Source organism: Microvirga terrae, from assembly GCF_013307435.2.
GTDB classification, from domain to species: Bacteria; Pseudomonadota; Alphaproteobacteria; order Rhizobiales; family Beijerinckiaceae; genus Microvirga; species Microvirga terrae.
Genome location: NZ_CP102845.1, coordinates 3521496 through 3544429, shown reverse-complemented (window position 1 = coordinate 3544429; position 22934 = coordinate 3521496). Strand labels below are relative to the sequence as shown.

The following is a 22934-nucleotide window of genomic DNA, read 5'->3' as shown; positions in this document are numbered from 1 at the left end:
GGAGTCGAAATTTGCATACAAAAATGAGGGCGTCAATTCTGCTCTTGACCGAATATTCACCACCCGCAGGCGCAAATGCAGGCAGGCCCGGCTCAGTGACCAAGCGGCGAAGGTTTTCCAATGTCTATGGGATCGGCTGAGAACCGGCAGGCCGACGTCAGGACGCGTAGCGGTCCAGAATGGACCGGATGTCGCGGTGCCGGTCGGAGTTCGAGGACAGCAGCGCCCTGTCGGTCACCGCCTTGAGATGGTGCTCCATCGCATCGGCAGCAGCCTGGCTGTTGCCCGTCCGGAGCGCGTCGATGATCTGCTGGTGCTCGTTGATGGAGCAATCCGAGGAATGCGGCCTGCCGTAGAGGGCTAGGATCAGCGAGCAGCGCGACACCACTTCGTCCACATAGCGCGCAAGGACGCCGTTGCCGGAGAGGGAGGCCAGCAGAATGTGGAACTCTCCCGCCAGACGGATTGCCGCGGGGCCGTCATGCGCATTGGCCTTGGCCTCGAGCGCCACATGCTGCTGCAATTGCTCGATATCCTGATCCGTCACCTTTTTCGCAAGCCGAACAAGAACTTGACGCTCAAGGCACATTCTCGCCTCGAAGACGTCGTGGGCTTCCGACAGGCTCGGCTGAGCGATGGTAGCCCCCTTGTTCGGCTGCATGTCGACGAGACCCTCGGCATGGAGGCGGGCCAGGGCGGTTCTGACGATCGTCCGGCTGACGCCGAACCGGTCGCCGATCAGATCCTCGGTCAGCTTGTCGCCCGGCATCAGGGCCTGCTCGATGATCGCGCGGCGAAGCCCGGCATAGACGGACTCGCTTCGGGTGCCGGTGGCTGATTTTGGCTTTCTGACCGGTGCGTTCATGACGGCGTGCTGGGCAACTCGAAGGACTAAGGACGAACTATGTTCCACAAAACTCCCCGCGCAGGAAGAGGAGTTTTTGTTGGCATTCTGTATTCAACATTGTATACAAAGTAGACGAACCGGCAAGGCCCTTGGCCAATGCCGGATGGAAACAGACGTAAGAAGCGAGGCTGCTGATGCATACCCTGGTGATCCGCAACGTGCGCCCGATGGGCGGAGAGGCGACCTCGGTGATGATCCGCGAGGGGCGGATTGCCGGTTACGGACAAGAGGTCGAGGGCGGCGCGGAGACCCTGGACGGGGGCGGGGCGATCATGATCCCGGGCCTCGTGGAGGCTCATACCCACATGGACAAGACGCTCCTCGGGATGGGCTGGTACCGCAACGAGGTCGGACCGCGCCTGATCGACAAGATCGAGAACGAGCGGATGCAACGTCGGGTTCTCGGAATCGATCCGGCCCGCCAGTCGGCCCGGCAGGCCGTGCTCGCCGCCTCCCTCGGAACGACCCATATCCGGACCCACGTCGACGTGGACACCGAGGTTGGCGTCGCGGGCATCGAAGGCGTTCTCGAGACGCGGGAGCGCTACCGCGACATGATCGACATCGAACTCGTCGCATTCCCGCAGAGCGGCATGCTCATCCGGCCCGGCACGGTCGAACTCATGGACAGAGCCCTTCAGCTTGGCGCCCAAGTGGTCGGAGGTCTCGATCCGGCAGCCATCGACCGCGACCCGAAGGGGCATCTCGACGCCGTGTTCGGGCTCGCCGAGCGCCATGGCGTGCCGGTCGACATCCATCTCCATGAACCGGCGGAGCTGGGGGCGTTTTCCATGGAGCTCATCATCGAGCGCACGAAGGCGCTGGGTCTGCAGGGGAAGGTTACGATCAGCCACGCCTTCTGCCTCGGCATGGCCGATCAGGACTACGTCGCGGCGCTGATCGACGCCCTGGCCGAGGCTCGGATCCACATCCTGACCACGGCGCCCGCCTCGAGACCAGCCCCTGCGGTCAAGCGTCTGGTGGAAGCGGGCATCGTCGTCGCGGCGGGCACCGACGGCGTGCGCGATACCTGGGGCCCCTACAACAACCCGGACATGCTGGAGCGCGCCGTGCTCGTGGGCTTGCGCAACAATCTCCGGCGCGACGACGAGGTGGCGCTGGCGCTCGACACATGTACCCATGGCGGTGCGCGGATGATGGGCCTGGACGATTACGGTCTCAACACCGGCGACAGAGCCGATCTCGTTCTCGTCGAGGGTGAGACTCTGGCAGATGCCGTCGTCAGCCGCCGTCCGCGCAGGATGGTGCTGAAGGGCGGAAAGGTCATCGCTCGCGACGGCGTCGCATTGTTCGAGGCACCGTGAGGCCGCATCGCTCGTTCGAGCGGGTCGTCGTCATCGACATCGTGTCGGCTCGGTCACGTCAGGCCGACGGGAGACGCTTTCGGGCGATCGCAGCGTGGAAACGCGCGCCGAAGAGCAGCCCCTCGTCGTTGAAGTCGTAGGCCGGATTGTGCAGGGGCGCGGAACTCTCGCCGTTGCCGATGAAGGCGAAGCATCCGGGCACATGTTCGAGGAAGCGGGCGAAGTCCTCGGAGCCGGTCATGGGCTCGCGCGCCGTTGCGACATGGTCGTGTTCGAACACGGTTCGCGCGGCCGCGAAGGCTTCGTCCACCAGGGCCGCATCGTTCAGAGTCGGCACGAATTCACGCGTGTAGGTCACCTCGGCGGCGACGTTGTAGGTCAGCGCCGTACCCTCCGCGATGACGCGCATCTGCTTCTCGATCCCGGCGCTGATCTCGGGCCGGAAACTGCGGGCGTCGCCCAGGATGCGTGCGAGCCCAGGCAGGGCATTGCGGGTACCGTCCGTGGTGAGCTCGGTCACCGATACGACGCCGACATCGGTCGGGCTGAGGCGGCGCGACACGATGGTCTGGAGGTTCATGACGGTGGCGCAGGCGGCGACCAGCACCTCGCTGCCCCAGTGCGGGCGGGCGGCATGTCCGCCGACGCCCTTGAGAACGATCTCGAAATTGTCCTCCGCCGACATGATCGGCCCCGGGCGCGTCTGGAAATGCCCGACCGGCAGACCCGGCATGTTGTGCAGACCGTAGATCTCCTCGAACGGGAACCGCTCCATCAATCCGTCGGCCAGCATGGCGAGCGCTCCCTTGCCCCATTCCTCGGCGGGCTGGAAGACGAAACGCACGGTGCCGTCGAAGCCGCCATCCTCGGCCAGGAGCTTCGCCGCCCCCAGCAGCATGGCGGTGTGGCCGTCATGGCCGCAGGCATGCATGATACCGAGGTTCTGGGAACGATAGTCGCAAGCGTTCTGCTCCGTGATGCGCAGCGCGTCCAAATCGGCCCGAAGGGCGATCGCCCGATTGCCGCTGCCTCGCGTCAGCGTGCCGACGACACCTGTTCCGCCGATACCCTCGGCGACGTCGTCGAGACCGAATTCGCGCAGTTTCGCGGCCACGAAGGCGCTCGTTCGCTTTTCCTCGAAGCCGAATTCCGGATGAGCGTGCAGGTCACGCCGCCAGGCGGTCATCTCCCGTTGGAGGGCATCCAGATCCAGGGCCATGGGGTTCTCCTTACCGGGCTGCGAGGCGGGCGACCACGTCGAGCAGGATGTTGGCGCCCGCGACGAGATCGGCGTCCGGGGTGTGCTCGCGGGGATTGTGACTGATGCCGCCGATGCTCGGCACGAAGATCATCGCCGCCGGCGCGATCCGGGCGATCATCTGGGCGTCGTGGCCGGCGCCCGATGTCATGCGCTTCACGGCCAGACCGCGTTCCCGGGCAGCACCCTCGATCAGGGCTACGATGTTCCGATCGAAGGTCACGGGCTCGAACCGCGCCAACCTGTCCACCGCAATCGTGACCTCTTCGGAGGCGGCCAACTCCTTCAGGTAGTCGGCAAGAGCGGCTTCCTCGGTCCGGAGCCGCTCCCCGTCGGGATCGCGCAGGTCGACCGTGAAGATGGCGCGGGAGGGAATGACGTTGATCGCATTCGGCTCGAAGCTCATGCAGCCCACCGTCGCGACGGTGGGCGAGTTCGCGTTGAGGGCCCGATCGCGCAGAAATGTGACCACGCACGCCGCCGCGTGGCCTGCGTCCCGGCGCATCGCCATCGGCGTCGTTCCGGCATGGTTGGCCTCGCCCTCGATGGTGATGCGCTGCCAGGAGATGCCCTGGAGGTTCTCGACCGCGCCGACGGACACGCCCTCGCGTTCCAGAACGGATGCCTGTTCGATGTGCAGCTCGACATAGGCGTACGGCCTGAGGAAGCCGGGCTCCTCGGTGCCGGCATAGCCGATCCGCTCCAGCTCGGCCCCGAGAACAGTACCGTCGGTGCCGATCGTCGCCAGCGCTTCGTCGACGGAGAGGCCGCCCGCATGAACGAGCGAGCCCATCATGTCGGGCGCGTAGCGCACGCCTTCCTCGTTCGTGAACGCGGCGACCGCGATCGGCCGCGTCGGGGCGTACCCGGCAGCCTTCAGGGTTTCGATAACTTCGAGCCCGGACAGGACGCCGTAGCAACCGTCATAGATGCCCGCGTCGATGACGGTGTCGATATGCGAACCGAGCAGGGCGGGAGCCTGCTCCGCATTCGCGTCGTTGCTCCAGATCCCGAAGATGTTGCCGATGCGGTCGACGACGACCTCCAATCCTGCGGCGCGGATCCAGGCGACGAGGGCGTCGCGGCCGGCTCTGTCGGCATCGGAGGCGGCGAGCCGCACAAGCCGGCCATCATCGTCTCGACCGATCTGCCCGAGATCCCGCAGACGTCCGAGCAGTCGCTCCGCGTTGATGGAAAGTGGTGTCACGCATCTGCTCCCTTGGTGGTGGTTGCCACGTCGTCAGGCGGCATCCCGACCAAATCGGCGTAGCGCTCCGGATCGGTGGCCCCTTCGGTGTTGATGAGGAACACGCGGGACGCCTCATCGAGGCCAAGTGCTACCCTGCTCCCTGGATCGGCCGCCGCGCAGACGAGGCCGGCCAGGCCCACTCCGCCGCTCTCGCCGGCCACGATGGCCGGATCGCTTCCGGCAGGGCGGGCAAGGCGCCTCATCGCCCCGACGGCGTCATCCTCGTCGACGGTCATGAAGGCATCCGCCACGCGACGAAGCACGCGCCAAGCGACGAGGGACGGCTCGTAGCATTCGAGCATCGCCATGACGGTCGGCTCGCCATGCTCGATCTTGACCGGTCGTCCCGCCCTGGCAGTCTCCAGCAGACAGGCAGCCCGCGCGGGCTCGACCACCACGAAGGTCGGCCGCCGGTCGCCGAGCACGAGGGCGAGATGTCCCGCTACGGCGGCAGCGACGCCGCCGACACCGGCCTGCACAAAGACATGGGTCGGTGGTCGGGGGAGCTGGCGCAGGGCTTCCCGCACCATGGCCGTGTAGCCCTGCATGACCAGCCCAGGGATCCGCTCGTAGCCGGGCCAGGACGTATCCGACACGACAATCCAGTTCCGCGCGGCCGCGACTTGGGCAGCCTCGGCGACCGAGTCGTCGTAGGTGCCAGCGACCCGGATGATCTCGGCGCCGAAGCGCGCGATGGCCGCCACCCGCTCGTCGCTGACGCCGCCATGCACGAAGATGGCGGCTTTGGCCCCCACGAGCTGCGCGCCCTGGGCGACCGAGCGGCCGTGGTTGCCATCCGTCGCGCAGGCGAAAGTCATGCCGGCCGCGATCGCTCGAACGTCCGCCGACCGGAGGTCGGCGATATCGACTGCTCGTCCGAGCCGCCTGCTCGCATCCTCCCGCACGAGCCGGATGACCGCGTACGATCCGCCGAGTGCCTTGAAGCTGCCGAGGCCCAGGCGAAAGCCTTCGTCCTTGATATGGACCGCACCCACGCGGAGTTCGGCCGCCAGGATCGGAAGTGTGCGAAGGGGCGTCGGAGCATGGTTGGCGCGGTGGAGCAGATGCCGCTCGACGTCCTCGGCGGCCTTCACGCTCAGGGTCTCGGCATCCGCCGGATCGAGCGGCATGTGGTAGTCGGAGTGCCTGTTGGAGAGAAACATCGCCGCCCTCGTGCCTCGAATGGCGGGAAGATATTGCAATGCCGACGAGAGATGCGCTCTATCTGAGGCCCTTATACGCAAGTTTTTTTCATTCCCAGGAGTTTCCGTGTCCAGGTCCTTGCCGTCGATCACCCTGGATCGCCATGATCGGGCTATCCTGGCCATTCTTCAGCGGAATAACGCGACGCCGCAGCGGCTGATCGGCGAGGCCGTCAACCTGTCGGCACCGGCCGTGCAGCGCCGCATCCGACGCATGGAGGAGGCGGGTGTCATCACGGCCAATGTCGCGGTCGTCGATCCAGCGCGGTTGGGGCCGTCGATCACGATCGTGGTCGAGGTCGAGGTGATCAGCGAGACCGCCGAGCTGATCGATGCCGCCAAGCGGGAGTTCGCTGCCATTCCGGAGGTACAGCAGTGCTACTACGTCACCGGAGAGGCCGACTTCGTGCTGATCGTCGTGGTGCCGACGATGACGGCCTATGAGGCGCTGACACGGCGGCTGTTCTTCGGAAACAACAACGTGAAGCGGTTCCGCACGTTGGTTGCCATGGACCGCATCAAGGTCGGATTGACGGTTCCCGTGGCGGAGTGACGGGGCCGCACCGGCGTGTCTATTGTGCCGCCGATCCTGGCCCCGGTCGGCCTGACGGCGTTCCGTCCGGGTTCATGCCGTATTTCCTGTATGTCGCCTGCATATCCTCTTCTTCGGCTTCCTTGACGCGAGCCTCGCTTCTGGCTTGGTAAGCCGCGTTGGAAGCGTTCACGCCGATGAGCAGGGGAATGGAAGCTGCGCCCGTCTTGTCCATGGATGCCGCCATGGCGGCAACGCCCTGGGCGGTGCCGAGCGCGCGGGCTTCGGCGTCCAGTTCGGCGTGGACCCTTGCCGAGGCTGATCCCGGCTCACCGACGCTTACGCCTGGAGACGTTGCCGACGCCATGGGGCCGGAACTCTGACACCCGGCGAGAACCATGAGGGATGCCGCGGCCAGTGCGAGCTTTCTTGTCGGAGGTGGCATGGAACGGACCTGCTATGACGTAGCGATATGTTGCTACGATAGCATGGCCCTGACGTGGCCTTCCCATCCAAACATGGAGGTTCGTGAGGGTTTATCGAGAGGTTCGCGACGGCCTGTCGATGCGTTCAGGATGGAAGCTGAACGACGTCGTCTTCGCGGGCAGGTTCGAGAACCTTCGCCATGATGAGAGAAGATAATAGGCTGCGGGACGTCTGTCGATGCAGGAGCAGGATGGCCGTGCGGGCGAGATCTCTGAATTGCTCTTGCAGAGCCTCGGGAGCATCGCCCCAGTCGCCTGGGTATTCTGCGCCGTAGAACGCCTGCGCGACAAGTTCGACCTGGTCTGGCGTCATGCAAGTCTCCCTGCACCTTTAATCAGATAGGTACCAAAAGAGGTATTCGTTCCCTCTCTCTTTCGGCTTACCACTTATGAGAAGAGGCAACCGATTGATCTTATTCGCTTCAATACCACTATTGGATAGGAGGGGTCTTAGGATCATTTCCATAGATGAGCTTGAGAAACGCGGCAGTCCACATGTAACCGCCACAAGAGCGCATGCGCCTTGGACTTCAATTCAGAGCGTTGAAACATTTTCTACTACTCTTGGGTTACACCTATGTGCTATCGTCAATAACGTAATATAGTTCGAGACATGGCCAATGACGAACCTCGACGAGCTGAAAAAGACCGTTGCCGCAAAGTGGCGCGACGCCGAGATGGCGTCATCGGCCTGCTATGGAATCGACGCCTATGCCAAGCTCTGGCCCTATGTCTTCATGGTCAATGACTGGCTGATCTGGAACGAGAGCGGGCGAGACCTCAAGCCCGAGGTGGTCCGCTGGCTCGACGAGCAGGAGAGCGACTGGGAGTTCTACCACCTGCTCGACGAATGGGGGCTGGTGGGCTTCGACGACCTGAGAGCCGCGACCCGCTTCAGGCAGCGCTGGTTCGGGGGGCTGAAAGTCGTCTCGTCGTCAGACGCCACATGGAACCCGCATCCGCTTAACAGCAGCTTCGCTCCGAGGCTCGCGGGCGACACCGCGACGCGGTCCAAGGACAGTCACGCGACGCAATAGCGTCCCTGCATCATGCCTCATCGGGGGTAATCGGGGGCTCGCCCCGGGACCCGTTTGCGATTGATCCAGCCGTTCACTTCTTCGCGCAAATGGCGCGGGCGATCATGCCTTTCGGGCTGTCGCCGGTGGAGAAGCAGTAGACGCCGGCTTCATCCATGTCGAAACGGTCGCCGCGGTTGCATGTGCCGTTGATCGGATACTCGTCCTCCTCACAGCGTGCCATGCACCGGCCCTGCGAGGCGCATTCCTGAACGAAGACGCGCAGGATCGTTCCGGCCGGTCCGGCCTTGCCCTCGGGACCTGCCGGGCCGGCCGGCCCGGTGAGGCCAGCAGGACCCGTAAGGCCCGCTGGGCCCATTGGACCCGGTGGTCCGATGGGACCGATCGCGCCCGCGACTCCCTGAGGTCCTGGTGGTCCTGCGGGGCCAATGGCGCCGGCCGGTCCTGCCGCTCCGACGGGGCCCGGCGGTCCGACCGGGCCGGGTGGGCCGACAGTCCCTGGTTCGCCGCGCGGTCCCGGCACGCCCTGGGGTCCTTGCGGCCCCTGGTGACCTGCCAGCCCCTGCGGCCCCTGTGGCCCGGGTGGTCCCACCGGACCTTCAGGGCCGACCGGACCTGCCGGTCCTGCAGGGCCAGGCTGACCTTCCGAGACGGCGCGCGCTTCTGTATTCGCCGGTGGTCCGGGAGGACCGGCGGGTCCCTGCGCCCCGATCGGACCTGTCGGTCCGGGCTCTCCGCGCGGGCCGGGAGGGCCCGCCGGCCCCTGCGGACCTGCTGGTCCTTCCGGACCGGCAGCCCCCTGAAGGCCGGGGGCTCCATCACGGCCGGGCTCGCCCTGTGGCCCGGGTGGTCCGGCAGGCCCGGGCTCGGTCGGTGTGACGGCTGCGGATTGCTGTGCGGGGCCTGATCCTTCCGGCCCGCGTTGACCGCAGAATCCGACGACCGCCTGACGCTGTTCGTTCTCCGCCTGCAGATTCACGATGCAGTTGGCGGGATGATAGGGGATGCGGAAGGTGAAACGGCCGCTGGCATCCGATTTCGCCTCGAAGCGCTCGTCGAGGAAGATCGACACCTGTCGCGGTTTGCTCAACCGCCCGACGACCCGCAATTCGCCGGCGGTGATCATCGCCTGATCGATGACGATGTCGGCCATGGCGGGCATGCCGCTGGCGATCAGGATGGATCCGGCTAACAGGCGCTTGAGCATCGTGCCTTGTCCTATATGACAGACACGAAGGGTCGCCTGAAGACGGTTGAAGCGTCAATTCACCCGGAAGGGTAGCGCAAAGGCCTTACGTTGTATGCGCTGCGGCCGCCTCGAGCGTCAATGCACGCCTTCCGCCTGCATGGCCTCGACGCGGATCTCTTCGGTCAGCTGCGCCTTCAGGCTCGAGAATTCCGGCGTCGTCTTCATGGTGTAGTGGCGGGGATGCGGCAGGTCGACCGGAATGTCCGCCTTGATCCGCCCCGGGCGGGCCGACATGACGACGACGCGGGACGCGAGGAAGATCGCTTCCTCGATGTCATGGGTGACGAAGAGCACTGTCTTGCGCTCGCGTTCCCAGATGCCCAGCAGCAGCTCCTGCATCAGTCCGCGGGTCTGGTTGTCGAGGGCGCCGAAGGGCTCGTCGAGGAGCAGGATGTCCGGATCGTTGGCGAGCGCCCGGGCGATGGCGGTGCGCTGCTGCATGCCGCCGGAGAGCTGCTTGGGATAATGATTCTCGAAGCCGCGCAAGCCCACCTTGTCCGTGTACGACGCGACGATGTCCTGGCGCTCCGCTTTGGCCATGCCCTTCTCGCGCAGGCCGTACGCGATGTTCTCGGCAATCGTCAGCCACGGGAACAGGGTGTAGGACTGGAACACCATGCCCCGATCCGCGCCCGGTCCCTTGATCCCGCGGCCGTTGAGCAGCACGCGGCCGCCGCTCGGGCGGTCGAGGCCCGCGACGATGCGCAGGAGCGTGGATTTCCCGCAGCCGGACGGGCCGAGAATGGTGATGAAGTCGTTCTGCACCACCTGCAGGTTCGTGGGCTCGAGCGCCCGCACGGGCGCGCCGCCGCGCACGCCCGGGAACACGCGCGAGACGTTGTCGATCTGGAGGATCGTGCCGGTCATGCGAGCCTCCAGGGGAAGAGCGAGCGGTTGAGAGCCTTGAACAGGAAGTCCGAGATGAGGCCGATGACGCCGATTACGATGATGCCGAAGATCATCTGTCCCGTCGCGAGAAGCGCCTGGCTGTCGATGATCATGTGCCCGATTCCCGACGAGGAGCCGATGAGCTCCGCGACGATCACGTAGGTCCAGGCCCAGCCGAGCACGAGCCGCAGGATCTCGGCGATCTCGGGCGCATTGGCCGGAATGAGCACGCGCCTCACCACACCCCGGTCCTTGGAGCCGAGCGTATAGGCCGCCTCGACGAGATCGCGACGGGTGTTGCCGACCGCGACCGCCACCATGAGGATGATCTGGAAGACCGAACCGATGAAGATCACGAGGAGCTTCTGCATCTCGCCGATGCCGGCCCACAGGATGAGCAACGGCACGAAGGCGGAGGCCGGCAGGTAGCGGGCGAAGGATACGAACGGTTCGAGGAAGGCTTCGAAGGATTTGTAGGCGCCCATCATGATGCCGAGCGGCACGGCGACGATCGCCGCAAGCACGAAACCGCCGACGACACGCCAGACCGTGACGCCGATATCGTTCAGGAAACCGAAGCGCGTGAGTAGCAGCCAGCCGTCCTGCACCATGGTGATCGGATCGGCCAGGAAGGTGCGTGAGACGAAGCCGCCCAGAGTCGCGAAGGCCCAGGCGGCGAAGAACAGGATGAAGAAGGAGATGCCGAGCGCGACGCGCGTGCCCTGGCTGACCGGTTCGAGAGGACGAGGCATGTGTGATCTGTTCTGCAATCCGGCGATTGACGCCGGACGATGCGCGGGAAGATAGAACGACGCGGCGGCCTGCACTCGAGCGGACCGCCGCATATGGAATGGGTTACTGAATGAAGCTCGTATCCGCGAGCGCTTCCATGTCCGGCTTCTGCTTGATGATACCGGTCTCGAGCAGCAGGTCGGCGGCTTCCGCCGAGAAGGTCTTGAACTCGCTCGCGAAGAACTTCTTGTTGGCTTCGCGGTCCTGCCAGCGCAGGAACTGGGCCGATTTGCCGAAGGCCTCGCCGGTCTGCTTCACGTCCGCGCCCATGATCTCGTAGGCCTTCGCCTGGTCCTTGGCGATCATGTCGAGTGCTTCGAAGTAGCTGTCGGCAAAGGCCTTCGCGGCCTTCGGATTGTCGGCGAGGAATTTCGGCGTGCAGCCGAAGGTGTCCATGACCATCGGATAGTCGAGCGTGGTGGCGATGATCTTGCCGGATTGAGGCGCCGCGCGCACGGACGAGAGATAAGGCTCGTAGGTCATGGCAGCGTCGTTCTGGCCGGCGATGAAGGCCTGGGCGGCCGGGCCCGGTTCCATGTTGACCACGGTCACGTCCTTCACCGACAGGCCGTTCTTCTTGAGCATCCAGGAGAGGGCGAAATAGGGCGACGTGCCGGGCGCGGAGGCGGCGACTTGCTTGCCCTTGATGTCCTTGATGGACGCGATGTCGTTCTTCACCACCATGCCGTCGGCCCCGTAGCTCTTGTCGAGCTGGAAGATCTGCTTGGTGGGGACGCCGTTCGCGTTCCACACGATCCAGGTCTCGACCGTCGTGGCGGCGCATTGGATGTCACCGGACTGGATGGCGAGGTGCCGACTTGCCTGCGGGACCTTCTTGATCGTGACGTCGAGGCCGTTCTTCTTGAAGATCCCGGCTTCCTTGGCGAGCGTCAGGGGCGCGAAGCCCGTCCAGCCCGAGATGCCGATGGCCACCTTCGTCTCCTGCGCCGAGGCCGAACCGACCGCCAGCGCCAACACGGCCAAACCACCCAATACCGCCTTCATTGCAGCCTCCGTTCCTTCAATTTCCTGGCTCGTTCCGCCCGCTGTTCCCATGGACGCTGTCGTCCCCGGGCAGCGTTCCTCTTAAGCGGGCGGATGGCACCATGCCGGAGCGGCAATGTCAAATGTATAGACATTTCGACTTGCCGCCGTTTTGGGCATCCCGGATCAAAAATTGCGCTCCTACGAGAGGTCGGGTGCAATCTCCACGAGAACCGCGCGTCCAGTCCCTGACAGGGCGATCAGATCCTGCGTCGCGTCCAGCATCAGGGCATCGAGCCTCCCGAGCGAATGGATCGCCGAATCGACGGTCACGTCGAATGAACCGTCGAGCGGGACGATGAAAGCGGCATCCGTGTCCTCCGACAGAAGAGCAACCCCCGATTCCACGAAACGGGTCCGATGCCGGAACTGCTCACGCCGAGTCATCACGTTGAGGTCGCGGATCGGGCCGGACAGGAGGCGCCCGGCGGTGATGTCGTCGCCTGAGAAGGAGAGCTTCGGCGTGCCCTGGTCCAATCGGTAAGACACGCCTTCCACGTCGAGTTCGATGCCGCCGCCTTCGACCACGATCAGAGTCCGGTCGATCCCCGGAAAGCGCGAGAACGGTCCGTCAGAGGCCACATCCGCCATGCTGACGCGCCAGCCGAAGGTCTCGAAGCCCGAGCCCTCGGGAAAGGCGGCGACCTCCGCGGTGGTACCGTGGCCGTTCTTCCAAGGTACGCGGACGAGATCCTGGTTGCGGATGACACGCGTCGCCATCAGCGCAGGCTCGGCAGGTTGAGGCCGTGCTCGTGGGCGCAATCGACCGCGATGTCGTAGCCCGCATCCGCATGGCGCATCACGCCGGTGGCCGGGTCGTTCCACAGCACGCGCTCGATGCGCTTGGCCGCCTCCGGCGTTCCGTCGCAGACGATCACCATGCCGGAATGCTGCGAGAACCCCATGCCGACGCCGCCGCCATGGTGCAGCGACACCCAGGTGGCCCCGGACGCGCAGTTGAGGAGCGCGTTGAGGAGCGGCCAGTCGGACACGGCGTCGGAGCCGTCCTTCATGGCCTCCGTCTCGCGGTTCGGGCTCGCGACCGAGCCGGAATCGAGGTGGTCGCGGCCGATCACGATCGGGGCTTTCAGCTCGCCCTTCGCGACCATCTCGTTGAACGCGAGGCCGAGACGATGCCGGTCGCCGAGGCCGACCCAGCAGATGCGGGCAGGCAGGCCCTGGAACTGGATGCGCTCCTTCGCCATGTCGAGCCAGTTGTGCAGGTGCTTGTTGTCGGGCAGCAGCTCCTTCACCTTGGCGTCGGTCTTGTAGATATCCTCCGGATCGCCCGAGAGCGCGCACCAGCGGAACGGTCCGATGCCGCGGCAGAAGAGCGGGCGGATATAGGCCGGCACGAAGCCCGGAAAGTCGAACGCGTCGGCGACGCCTTCCTCCTTGGCCATCTGGCGGATGTTGTTGCCGTAATCCAGGGTCGGCACGCCGGCCTTGTGGAAGTCGAGCATGGCGCGCACGTGCTCGGCCATGGATTGCTTGGCGGCGTGCTCCACCGCCTTGGGATCGGTCTCGCGCCTGGTCTCCCACTCGGCGAGGGTCCAGCCCTTCGGGAGGTAGCCGTTGATCGGATCGTGCGCGGAAGTCTGATCGGTCACCGCATCGGGACGGATGCCACGCCGGTAGATCTCGGGAAACACCTCGGCCGCATTGCCGAGGAGGCCGACCGACACGGGCTTCCGGTCGCGGCAGGATTGCTCGATGATGGCCAGAGCCTCGTCGAGCGTGTCGGCGCGCCGGTCCACATAGCCTGTGCGCAGGCGCATCTCGATGCGGCTCGGCTGGCACTCGACCGCCAGGCAGGAGGCGCCCGCCATGGTGGCGGCGAGCGGCTGCGCGCCGCCCATGCCGCCGAGGCCGCCGGTGAGGATCCAGCGACCGGAGAGATCGCCGCCGTAGTGCTGGCGGCCGACCTCCACGAAGGTCTCGTAAGTGCCCTGCACGATGCCCTGCGTGCCGATATAAATCCACGAGCCGGCCGTCATCTGGCCGTACATCATCAGGCCCTTGCGATCGAGCTCGTGGAACTTGTCCCAGGTGGCCCAGTGCGGCACGAGATTGGAATTGGCGATCAGCACGCGCGGCGCATCCGCATGGGTGCGAAACACGCCGACCGGCTTACCGGACTGCACGAGAAGCGTCTCGTCGGCCTCCAGGTTCTTCAGGGCGGCCACGATGCGGTCGAAGCTCTCCCAGTCGCGCGCCGCGCGGCCGATGCCGCCATAGACCACGAGCTCGCCGGGCTTCTCGGCGACGTTGGGATCGAGGTTGTTCATCAGCATGCGGAGCGGCGCCTCCGTCAGCCAGCTCTTGGCCGACAGGTCGGTGCCGTGGGGCGCGCGGATCACGCGGGCGTTGTCGATGCGGGTCATGGGACGGGTCCTCGGATCAGGCTTTGGACAGGGTGAAGGTGAGGCAGGCTTGAAGGATGCGGGTGAGCGCCGCCCGCATGGGCGCCGCATAGTCCTCGTCGTAAGGCGTCGGCCATTCGCCTTCCGCGACGGGGCCGAGCGGCTCCTTCATGTAGCCGCGGCAGGCGAGCTCCATCTGGACCGCGTGAACGCCTGCTTCGGGACGCCCGAGGCTGCGCGTGATGAACCCGCCCTTGAAGCGCCCGTTGATCACGTGGCCGAAGCCGCTGACGGCGCAGATCGCCTCGATGGCATCGATCAGGGCCGGCGCGCAGGTGGTGCCGCCATTGGTGCCGATGTTGAAGTGGGGCAGGGTGCCGTCGAAGAGACGGGGAATGACCGAGCGGATCGAATGGCAATCGTAGACCACGACATTGTCATGTCTGGAGCGCAGACGCTCGATCTCACCACGAAGCGTCGCGTGATACGGATCGAAGAAGTGGATGCGGCGCTCGGCGATCTCCTCGGTGGTCGGCTCGGTGCCCGGTTCGTAGAGCGGATCGCCGTCGAACGTGGTGGTCGGGCACAGCTCCGTGGTCGCCTGTCCCGGGTAGAGCGAGACGCCGGACGGATCGCGGTTCACGTCGATCACCGTGCGGGAGATCGTGGTTCGGATCACGGTGGCGCCGAGTTCGGCGGCGAATCCGTAGAGCCGCTCGATCCACCAATCCGCATCCTTGCGCGCCAGCCAGGGCGAGACGAGGCCGCGCTCGTACGCGGCGGGAATCTCCGTGCCCGTATGCGGCAGGCTCACCACCAGGGGCGCATCGCCGCGAGTGAGCGTGAGCCAGTCCGGATGCCCGCTCATGCCCGGACCCCACCCGTCACGAGCGGCAGCACGTCGGAACCCACGGCGTTCGCGAGCGCGCCGGAAACCACAAGGGTGGCGGCCTGTTCCATGTCGGGCGCCATGTGCCGGTCGTCGTCGAGATGCGGCACCGTCCCGCGCAGCAGCGCGCGGGCCCGCTCCAGACGCTCGCTCGAACGCATGGGCGCATGGAAGTCGCAGCCCTGGACGGCCGCGAGCAGCTCGATGGCGATCACGTTCGCGGCATTCGCGGCCATCGGCAGGAGCCGCCGCGCGCCGTGCGTGGCCATGGACACATGGTCCTCCTGGTTGGCGGAGGTCGGAATCGAATCCACGCTCGCCGGATAGGCGCACTGCTTGTTTTCCGAGACGAGCGCGGCCGCCGTCACCTGCGGGATCATGAAGCCGGAATTCAGGCCCGGCTTCGGGGTGAGGAAGGCCGGAAGGCCCGACAGGGCGGGATCGACCAGCATGGCGATGCGCCGCTCGGCGAGCGAGCCGATCTCGCACAGGGCCATGGCGATCATGTCGGCGGCGAAAGCCACCGGCTCCGCGTGGAAGTTGCCGCCCGAGATGACCTCCCCCGTCTCCGAGAAGACCAGCGGATTGTCGGAGACGCCGTTCGCCTCGGTGCCGAGGGTCTCGCCGGCCTGCCGCAGCAGGTCGAGCACCGCGCCCATCACCTGCGGCTGGCAGCGCAGGCAGTACGGGTCCTGCACGCGGTCATCGTTGGTGAGGTGCGAAGCGCGGATGGCGCTGCCCTGCATCAACGCACGCAGGGAGGCAGCCACCTCGATCTGGCCGCGGTGGCGACGCAGCTTCTGAATGCGTTCGTCGAACGGCCCGTCCGATCCCTTGGCGGCATCGGTGGCAAGGGCACCCGTGACGAGGGCCGCCTGGAACACGCGCTCCGCCTCGAACAGGCCAGCCAGCGCGAGCGCGGTCGAGACCTGCGTGCCGTTCAGAAGCGCCAGACCCTCCTTCGGGCCAAGCGTCAGGGGCGCAAGTCCGGCGCGTCCGAGAGCCGCTTCGGCCGGCACGCGGCTGCCGTCGACGAAGAACTCGCCGACGCCCATGAGGGCTGCCGTCATATGGGCCAAGGGGGCGAGATCACCCGACGCCCCCACGGATCCCTGACCGGGGATGACCGGAATGAGGTTTGCCTGAAGGCAGGCGGTCAGGTGCTCGATCGTCGACCAGCGCACGCCGGAGGCGCCCTGCGCCAGGCTTGCGAGCTTGAGGGCCATGACGAGCCGGACTACGGCGGGCGGCAGCGGCTCGCCGACGCCTGCCGCATGCGACAGCACGATGTTGCGCTGGAGCGTCGCCAGATCGGCGGTGCCGATGCGCACGCTCGCGAGCTTTCCGAAGCCCGTGTTGATGCCGTAGACCGGCTCGCCCTTGGCGACGATCGCCTCGATGGTCCTGGCGCCCGCCTCGATGGCGGCGCGGCAATCCGGATCGAGCGCCACGTCCGCGCCCGTATAAACATGGCGCCAGTCGGTGAGCGCGACGGAGCCGGGATGAAGCATGATGGTCTGTGTCACTGTCCCCTCCAGACACGGGCGTGAAGCGGGTTGAAGCCGATGCGGTAGACGAGCTCCGCCGGCCGTTCGATGGTCCAGATCGCGAGATCGCATGACTTGCCGGCTTCCAGCGTGCCGATCTCGTCGAGCTTTCCGAGGGCGCGGGCCGCCTCGCGGGTGACCCCCGCGATGCATTCCTCGACCGTCATGCGGAACAGGGTCGCGCCCATGTTCATGGTGAGCAGGAGCGACGTCAGCGGCGAGGTGCCCGGGTTAGAATCGGTCGCCAATGCCATGCGCGTCCCGGCCTCGCGGAAGGCGGCCACCGGCGGAACCTTCGTCTCACGCAGCATGTAGAAGGCGCCGGGCAGCAGCACGGCGACCGTGCCGGCCTTCGCCATCGCGGCGGCGCCTTCCTCGTCCGTGTATTCGAGATGATCGGCCGAGAGGGCCCCGTATTCGGCCGCGAGCCTCGCACCGTGCAGGTTCGAGAGCTGGTCGGCATGCAGCTTGACGGCGAGCCCGTGCGCCCTGGCGGCCTCGAATACGCGGGCGGTCTGTTCGGGAGAAAAGGCGATGCCCTCGCAGAAGGCGTCGACCGCGTCGGCCAGACCTTCACGGGCGAGCGCCGGCAGCATGTCGCGGCAGATCTTCTCGATGAAGGCATCCTTGTCGCCGTTCGCCTCGGGCGGCAGCGCATGGGCGCCGAGGAACGTGGTAACGACGGAAACGGGCCGTTCTCCGGCGAGCCGGCGCGCCGCACGCAGGGAGCGCGCCTCGGTTTCGAAGTCGAGCCCGTAGCCGGACTTGATCTCGACCGTGGTGCAGCCCTCCGCGATGAGATGATCGAGGCGGGGCAGGGCACTCGCCACCAATGCGTCCTCGCTTGCGGCACGCGTCGCCTTCACGGTGGACACGATGCCGCCGCCCGCGCGGGCGATCTCCTCGTAGCTTGCACCCTTCAGGCGCAGCTCGAACTCATGCGCCCGGTCGCCGCCATAGACGAGGTGAGTATGACAGTCGACGAGGCCGGGGGTGATCCAGCGGCGTTCGCAGTCGATTCGCTCGGCGGCCTCCCAGCCGGTGGGCAACTGGTTCGCCGGGCCGGCAAAGGCGATCCGGCCATCCTTCGCGGCGACGGCGCCGCTCTCGACGATCCCGAGATCGTCCCCTGTCAGCGTGGCAAGTCGGGCGTTGAACCAGACCCGGTCGAAGCGCATGGTCCTGCTCCGGTGAGGTTTCGATAATGTCTATACATAATCGCGGTTCGAGGGTATTGTCTATACTTATTCGATCGGTTCTGATGGTCCGGCCCCGGCATGGCATTTTGGCGGCGATGGTCCTGAAGCATCAACAGCGAAGGTGTCACCATGCGCAGGCTCATTCTCGATCACGCCCTGCTGCCGGAAGGCTGGGCGCAGCAGGTGGGGGTCGATATCGACGGCGGGACGATCACGGCCGTTCGGCCGCATGATACGCCCGAAGGTCGCGAGCGCGTTGCCGGAATCACGCTGCCCGGCTTGCCGAACCTGCACTCCCATACGTTCCAGCGCGGCATGGCAGGACTTGCCGAAACCCGGGGACCGGAAGGGGACAGCTTCTGGACTTGGCGGCAGGTGATGTACCGGTTCCTCGGCTCCCTGACGCCCGACGACGTCGAGGCCATCGCGGCCTTCGCCATGATGGAGATGCTGGAGGGCGGCTTCACGGCCCTCGCCGAGTTCCATTACCTGCACCATGATGTGGACGGACGCGCCTATGCCGATAGCGCGGAACTCTCCGGCCGCATTGCGGCGGCCGTTCAGGAGACCGGCATGGGTCTGACGCTGCTGCCCGTGTTCTATGCCCAGGGAGGCTTCGGCGCAGCCGCGCCCGGCGACGGCCAGCGGCGCTTCATCAACGATCCGGAGAGCTATGCCCGTCTGCTCGAGGGCGCGCGCCGAGCCGTCGCTGATCTCGACGATGCGGTGGTCGGCGTCGCGCCGCACAGCCTGCGCGCCGTCACCCCGGAGAGCCTGCGCGCAGTCGTTGCGCTATCTGGCGAGGGGCCGGTCCACATCCACATCTCCGAGCAGGTCAAGGAGGTCGAGGATTGCCTTGCCTGGTCGGGGCAGCGCCCCGTCGCATGGCTGCTCGACCATGCGCCTGTGGATCGTCGCTGGTGCCTCATCCACGCAACCCATCTTGATTCGCGGGAGGTCGAAGGGATCGCCAGGAGCAACGCGGTGGCGGGCCTGTGCCCGATCACCGAGGCCAATCTCGGCGACGGCATCTTCGAGGGTGTCGATTTCCTCATGGCCGGGGGCCGGTTCGGCGTGGGGTCCGACTCGAACGTCGAGATCTCCGCCCCCGGAGAACTCAAGCAGTTCGAGTACAGCCAGCGCCTGAAGCACCGCGCCCGCAACGTCCTGGCCGAGCACGAGGGCCAATCGACCGGCCGCAGCCTCTATGATGCGGCGCTGGCGGGTGGTGCCCAGGTTCTCGGCCGCCGCATCGGGGCGATCGCAGCTGGGCACCGCGCCGATCTCGTGGTGCTGGGTGCCGACCATCCGGATCTCGCCGCCGTCTCAGGCGATCGCTGGATCGATTCTTACGTGTTCGTGGCAGGCAAGGCGGCCGTCGATACCGTGGTGGTCGCGGGCCGGGACGTGGTCAGGAACGGCCGGCACGTGAATCGCGGGGCAATCCTCGCCCGCTATGCGCGCGCCATGGCGCGAATTCTGGCATGAGTGACGCATGAAGCATCTGCACCAGCGCATCCGTGACGACATCGAAGCCAAGATCATGTCCGGCGAATGGCCGCCGGGCCACCGCATTCCCTTCGAGCACGAGCTGATGGCCGAATATGGCTGCTCGCGCATGACCGTGAACAAGGTGCTCTCCACGCTCGCGGCCAACGGCCTCATCACGCGCCGGCGCCGCGCCGGCACGGTGGTGGCGGAGCCGAGCAGCCAGCAGGCCGTGCTACAGATCCAGGACTTCGCCCTCGAGGCGGCCAGGGCCGGAATCGACTACGAGTTCAAGATCCTGCATCGCGCCATCGAGCCCATCGATGCCGCGGCCGCGCAGCGCACGGGCCAGCCGGCGGGCACGAAGATGCTCTGCCTGTCCACGCTTCATGTCATGGACGACGTGCCGCAGGCCTTCGAGCAGCGCCTGATCCATCTCGCCACCGTGCCCGAAGCCGACGAGGAGACGTTCAAGGACGATCCGCCGGGCACCTGGCTGTTGCGGCGCGTGCCGTGGACGGATGCGGAGCATATCGTGCGCGCCGTCAGCGCCGATAGCGCGATGGCGAAGCGGCTGCAGATTCAGACGGGAACCGCCTGCCTGGTGCTGGAGCGCCGGACCTGGCAGGCCGGCGCCTTCGTGACCGAGGCGCGCATCACCTATCCGGGTGACCGGCATCAGCTCGTGGGACGGTTCTCGCCGGTTGCTTGATCGGGGCGTGTCGGCCAGGGACGCATCGGACCGCAGACCCTCGCCGTCATGGCCGGCCTTGTGCCGGCCATCCCGATACGGACATGCGTTGCGGTTCGAACAATCGCGATCACCGGGACAAGCCCGGTGATGACGTCAAGGGCAGGGGGTGGGCTTACGACAGGGCCGATCGCAGATCCTCGATCAGGTCGTCCGCATCCTCGATGCCGACCGACAGGCGCACGAGCCCGTCGTCGATGCCGAGCTCGGCGCGCACCTCCGCCGGTACCGAGGCATGGGTCATGATCGCCGGATGCTCGATCAGGCTCTCGACGCCCCCGAGGCTCTCCGCCAGCGTGAAGAGCTGGCAGCGCTCCAGGAAGCGCGTCGCGCCCTCGAGACCGCCCGCGATGCGGGCCGTGATGATGCCGCCGAAGCCGCGCATCTGGCGCTTGGCGAGCTCGTGCTGCGGGTGCGAGGCGAGGCCCGGATAGATCACCCCGTCCACGCCGTGATGGCTTTCCAGGAACTGGGCGATCCTAAGCGCCGAGGTGCAGTGCCGCTCCATGCGCAGCGACAGGGTCTTGAGGCCGCGCAGGGCCAGGAAGCTGTCGAAGGGGCCGGACACGGACCCGACGGCATTCTGCAGGAAGGCGATCTTCTCGCGGATATCCGGGTTCTGGCCGACGATCACCACGCCCCCGACCATGTCGGAATGGCCGTTGAGGTATTTCGTGGTGGAATGCACCACGATGTCGAAGCCGAATTCCAGCGGGCGCTGCACCCACGGGCTCGCGAAGGTGTTGTCGGCCACGAGCCAGGTGCCGTGGCCGCGGGCGGCGGCCGCGATCGCCTCGAGGTCGGCGAGCTTCAGGAGCGGGTTGGTGGGCGTCTCGACCCAGACGAGCTTGGTGTTGGGGCGCAGGGCCGCCTTCACGGCATCCGGGTTCCCGAGATCCACATAGGTGATGTCGAGGCCGGCCGACTTCCTGCGCACGCGCTCGAAGAGGCGGCGCGTGCCGCCGTAGAGGTCATCGGAGGCGACGATATGCGAGCCGTGCTCCAGCATGTCGAGCACGGTGGCGCTCGCCGCGAGGCCCGACGAGAAGGCGAAGGCCGCTGCGCCGCCCTCGAGATCCGCGATGCAGCGCTCGAACGCCATGCGGGTCGGGTTCTGCGAGCGGGCGTATTCGAAGCCCTTGTGAACGCCGGGACTCTCCTGCGCGAAGGTCGAGGTGGCGTAGATCGGCATCATCACCGCGCCGGTGGTGGGATCCGGCGACTGGCCGGCATGGATGCAGCGGGTTGCGAAATGGAGCTGGTTGCGCGCGGTCATGAGCGATGGATCCGGAAGTAGTTGATGAGGTCGATGCGGGTGGCGAGGCCGACGAAGGAATCGCCGTCCATGATCACCGGCACGAGGCCGGCGGCGAAGAGCGGCAGAAGCTCCCTGACCGGAGCATCGGCGGACATCGTCTGCAGGCGCGTGACCATCACGTCGCGTACCGGTTTGTCGAAGACGTTCTGTGGCGCACCCTCGTGGGCGACGAGCGCGTCCAGGATGTCGCTCTCGTCGATCAGCCCGACCACGCGGCCGTCGTCGATTACCGGGAGCTGCGAGACGTCGGAGGAGCGCATGCGGGCAAAGGCTGAGCGCAAGGTCTCGGCCGGCGAGACGAAGATGGTGGCGCCCTCGCCGAACGGGTTGATCACCACGTCGCGCGCGGTGCCGGTGGTGCGGCGGTCGAGCCAGCCCTCCTGGGCGATGAAGGCATCGTTGAACACCTTCGACAGGTATTTGGCGCCCGTGTCGCATACCAGCGTGACGACGCGCTTGGGCTCCGTCTGCTCTCGGCAATAGCGTAACGCCGCCGCGAGCAGCGTACCGGACGAGGAGCCTGCCAGAATGCCTTCCTGGCGCAGCAGCTCGCGCGCTGCCGAGAAGCTCTCCTTGTCCCCGATGGAATACGCCTTCTTGACCAAGGAGAGATCGCAGTTCGGCGGCACGAAATCCTCGCCGATGCCCTCGACAGCCCAGGAGCCGGCCTCGGTCATCCGTCCCGTCTCGACCAGCGGGGCGAGGATCGAGCCGGCGGGATCGGCCAGCACCATGGCGGTCTTGGGCGAGGCCTTCTTCAGATAGCGCCCGACGCCCGACAGGGTGCCGCCGGACCCGACGCCGACCACCACGGCGTCCACGTCGCCGCCCATCCCGTCGAGGATCTCGGGGCCGGTGCTCGCCTCGTGGGCGGCCGGGTTCGCCGGGTTCTCGAACTGGTTGATGTAGACGGCCCCCGGGGTCTTGTCGGTGATCGCCTGGGCGAGGTCCTGGTAGTAGTCCGGGTGGCCCTTGCCCACGTCCGAGCGGGTGATCACCACCTCGGCACCCAGGGCCTTGGCGTGCAGGACCTTCTCACGGCTCATCTTGTCCGGCACCACGAGGAGGGTGCGATAGCCCTTGCTCGCGCCCACCAGCGCCAGGCCGACACCGGTGTTGCCGGCCGTCGCCTCGACGATGGTGCCGCCTGGTTTCAGACGTCCGTCGGCTTCCGCAGCCTCGATCATGGCCCGGGCCGGACGGTCCTTGATGGAGCCGCTCGGGTTGGCGCTCTCGAGCTTGAGGAAGAGCTTGCAGGGACCGGTATCCAGTCTCGTGACCTCGACCAGGGGGGTCTTGCCGATCAGGTCCAGGGCTCCGTGAGCGACCATTTCGCATCTTTCTGATGTATAATAGAATATTTGTTTCTTTTTATACGTGAAACAGGTCGGTTCTTATAGATCCCCTTCCG

At 66.3% G+C, this 22934-nt stretch carries 22 protein-coding genes; 5 read left to right on the top strand and 17 right to left on the bottom strand.

Features of this window, described 5'->3' with window-relative positions; translation table 11 throughout:
- Positions 1-157: 157 nt before the first annotated feature.
- Positions 158-865, bottom strand: coding sequence for a GntR family transcriptional regulator (locus HPT29_RS16670; protein ID WP_173949261.1), 708 nt, complete (start codon positions 863-865; stop codon positions 158-160).
- Between the two features lie 176 nt (positions 866-1041).
- Here HPT29_RS16670 and HPT29_RS16665 point away from each other — a divergent pair, with 176 nt between their 5' ends.
- Positions 1042-2232, top strand: coding sequence for an amidohydrolase family protein (locus tag HPT29_RS16665; RefSeq protein WP_173949262.1), 1191 nt, complete (start codon positions 1042-1044; stop codon positions 2230-2232).
- Between the two features lie 58 nt (positions 2233-2290).
- Here the strand turns inward: HPT29_RS16665 and HPT29_RS16660 are convergent, their stop codons facing one another.
- Genes HPT29_RS16660 through HPT29_RS16650 form a run of 3 tightly spaced genes read right to left on the bottom strand, consistent with a single transcriptional unit; the run spans position 2291 to position 5902 of the window.
- Positions 2291-3451 carry a M20 aminoacylase family protein gene (locus HPT29_RS16660; RefSeq protein ID WP_173949263.1) on the bottom strand — a complete coding sequence of 387 codons (1161 nt, stop codon included), beginning with the start codon at positions 3449-3451 and terminating at the stop codon, positions 2291-2293.
- A 10-nt stretch (positions 3452-3461) separates the two neighbouring features.
- Complete coding sequence (locus tag HPT29_RS16655) at positions 3462-4697, bottom strand: Zn-dependent hydrolase (protein WP_173949264.1); 1236 nt, start codon at positions 4695-4697, stop codon at positions 3462-3464.
- Positions 4694-5902, bottom strand: a complete 1209-nt coding sequence (locus HPT29_RS16650; protein ID WP_173949265.1) for a diaminopropionate ammonia-lyase — start codon at positions 5900-5902, stop codon at positions 4694-4696. The genes HPT29_RS16655 and HPT29_RS16650 overlap by 4 nt, the downstream gene beginning before the upstream one ends.
- Positions 5903-6008: 106 nt before the next feature.
- Between HPT29_RS16650 and HPT29_RS16645 the strand changes: the two genes are divergently transcribed.
- Positions 6009-6494 (top strand): Lrp/AsnC family transcriptional regulator, encoded by a 486-nt coding sequence (locus HPT29_RS16645; protein WP_259060110.1) that lies wholly within the window; start codon positions 6009-6011, stop codon positions 6492-6494.
- A 19-nt stretch (positions 6495-6513) separates the two neighbouring features.
- Here HPT29_RS16645 and HPT29_RS16640 read toward each other — a convergent pair whose 3' ends face one another.
- Entirely contained in the window at positions 6514-6918 is a 405-nt protein-coding gene (locus tag HPT29_RS16640) for a hypothetical protein (protein ID WP_259060109.1), read from the bottom strand.
- A 125-nt stretch (positions 6919-7043) separates the two neighbouring features.
- Positions 7044-7271: a hypothetical protein gene (locus HPT29_RS16635; RefSeq protein WP_173949268.1), complete on the bottom strand. Its 228-nt coding sequence runs from the start codon at positions 7269-7271 to the stop codon at positions 7044-7046.
- A 307-nt stretch (positions 7272-7578) separates the two neighbouring features.
- Here HPT29_RS16635 and HPT29_RS16630 point away from each other — a divergent pair, with 307 nt between their 5' ends.
- Positions 7579-7995, top strand: a complete 417-nt coding sequence (locus HPT29_RS16630; RefSeq protein WP_173949269.1) for a hypothetical protein — start codon at positions 7579-7581, stop codon at positions 7993-7995.
- Between the two features lie 73 nt (positions 7996-8068).
- On the opposite strand, the gene HPT29_RS28655 is transcribed toward HPT29_RS16630, so the two are convergent.
- The 9 genes from HPT29_RS28655 to hutI form a co-directional block, all read right to left on the bottom strand.
- Complete coding sequence (locus HPT29_RS28655; RefSeq protein WP_285892594.1) at positions 8069-9202, bottom strand: collagen-like domain-containing protein; 1134 nt, start codon at positions 9200-9202, stop codon at positions 8069-8071.
- 117 nt (positions 9203-9319) lie between these two features.
- Positions 9320-10111 carry an ABC transporter ATP-binding protein gene (locus HPT29_RS16615; RefSeq protein ID WP_173949270.1) on the bottom strand — a complete coding sequence of 264 codons (792 nt, stop codon included), beginning with the start codon at positions 10109-10111 and terminating at the stop codon, positions 9320-9322.
- Positions 10108-10884 carry an ABC transporter permease gene (locus HPT29_RS16610; RefSeq protein WP_173949271.1) on the bottom strand — a complete coding sequence of 259 codons (777 nt, stop codon included), beginning with the start codon at positions 10882-10884 and terminating at the stop codon, positions 10108-10110. The genes HPT29_RS16615 and HPT29_RS16610 overlap by 4 nt, the downstream gene beginning before the upstream one ends.
- Before the next feature lie 103 nt (positions 10885-10987).
- The gene (locus HPT29_RS16605) at positions 10988-11929 is read right to left on the bottom strand and encodes an ABC transporter substrate-binding protein (protein ID WP_173949272.1); all 942 of its coding nucleotides are present in this window, start codon (positions 11927-11929) and stop codon (positions 10988-10990) included.
- A 180-nt stretch (positions 11930-12109) separates the two neighbouring features.
- Complete coding sequence (locus HPT29_RS16600) at positions 12110-12688, bottom strand: HutD/Ves family protein (RefSeq protein ID WP_173949273.1); 579 nt, start codon at positions 12686-12688, stop codon at positions 12110-12112.
- Complete coding sequence (gene hutU, locus HPT29_RS16595) at positions 12688-14352, bottom strand: urocanate hydratase (RefSeq protein WP_173949274.1); 1665 nt, start codon at positions 14350-14352, stop codon at positions 12688-12690. The genes HPT29_RS16600 and hutU overlap by 1 nt, the downstream gene beginning before the upstream one ends.
- Positions 14353-14368: 16 nt before the next feature.
- Positions 14369-15199, bottom strand: coding sequence for an N-formylglutamate deformylase (gene hutG, locus HPT29_RS16590; protein WP_173949275.1), 831 nt, complete (start codon positions 15197-15199; stop codon positions 14369-14371).
- Positions 15196-16731, bottom strand: a complete 1536-nt coding sequence (gene hutH, locus HPT29_RS16585) for a histidine ammonia-lyase (protein WP_173949312.1) — start codon at positions 16729-16731, stop codon at positions 15196-15198. Before hutH ends, hutG begins: the two co-directional genes overlap by 4 nt.
- Before the next feature lie 11 nt (positions 16732-16742).
- Complete coding sequence (gene hutI / locus HPT29_RS16580) at positions 16743-17945, bottom strand: imidazolonepropionase (RefSeq protein ID WP_173949276.1); 1203 nt, start codon at positions 17943-17945, stop codon at positions 16743-16745.
- A gap of 150 nt (positions 17946-18095) precedes the next feature.
- Between hutI and HPT29_RS16575 the strand changes: the two genes are divergently transcribed.
- Together HPT29_RS16575 and hutC are read left to right on the top strand one after the other, a co-directional pair.
- Positions 18096-19454 carry a formimidoylglutamate deiminase gene (locus HPT29_RS16575; RefSeq protein ID WP_173949277.1) on the top strand — a complete coding sequence of 453 codons (1359 nt, stop codon included), beginning with the start codon at positions 18096-18098 and terminating at the stop codon, positions 19452-19454.
- Positions 19455-19461: 7 nt separating this feature from the next.
- A complete protein-coding gene (gene hutC, locus HPT29_RS16570) occupies positions 19462-20166 on the top strand; it encodes a histidine utilization transcriptional repressor HutC (protein ID WP_173949278.1) in 705 nt (234 codons plus the stop codon).
- Between the two features lie 154 nt (positions 20167-20320).
- On the opposite strand, the gene HPT29_RS16565 is transcribed toward hutC, so the two are convergent.
- Positions 20321-21481, bottom strand: coding sequence for a cystathionine gamma-synthase (locus HPT29_RS16565; RefSeq protein ID WP_173949279.1), 1161 nt, complete (start codon positions 21479-21481; stop codon positions 20321-20323).
- A complete protein-coding gene (locus HPT29_RS16560; RefSeq protein ID WP_173949280.1) occupies positions 21478-22854 on the bottom strand; it encodes a pyridoxal-phosphate dependent enzyme in 1377 nt (458 codons plus the stop codon). Before HPT29_RS16560 ends, HPT29_RS16565 begins: the two co-directional genes overlap by 4 nt.
- Positions 22855-22934 lie beyond the last annotated feature (80 nt).